Raw genomic sequence first — 358 nt, 5'->3', positions numbered from 1 at the left:
CTAGGAGGTACTCCAAGCGGTGGTGCGACTTGAGGATGACAATCGCCTGGACTTTCAGGCGCGTCCCTGATTCCTCAAGTCCCGCAATTTTTTTAAATAAGCGTTTTCCGCTTCCAACCGCGCGATCCGGCGCCGCAGCTTCTCCTCTTCGGTCAGCGGCTTTGGCGCAGCCGAGCCTTTGGGCCTGCCCTTCGGCTTCGGTTTTAACGCCTCATCGCCACCGTTGCGCCATTCCCAGGACCAACTAGTGACCAGCTGGTCTGACGACAGGCCAAACTCACGCGCAAGATCCATCTTTGTCTCGCCGGCCAGGTGGCGTTGGACAACTTCCTTTTTGATCTCGAACGAGTACTGCTGC

Annotated in this window: 1 pseudogene; it reads right to left on the bottom strand. The window is 57.5% G+C overall.

Annotated elements, in window-relative coordinates:
* Positions 1 to 358: pseudogene (locus tag QKE30_RS10820) on the bottom strand (helix-turn-helix domain-containing protein); the annotation flags it as partial.

Origin of the sequence: Corynebacterium sp. c24Ua_83 (assembly GCF_039907245.1) — a bacterium.
In the GTDB taxonomy this organism is placed as follows: domain Bacteria; phylum Actinomycetota; class Actinomycetes; order Mycobacteriales; family Mycobacteriaceae; genus Corynebacterium.
The sequence above is the reverse complement of the archived record's forward strand: the minus strand, read 5'-3'. Positions and strand labels throughout refer to the sequence as shown.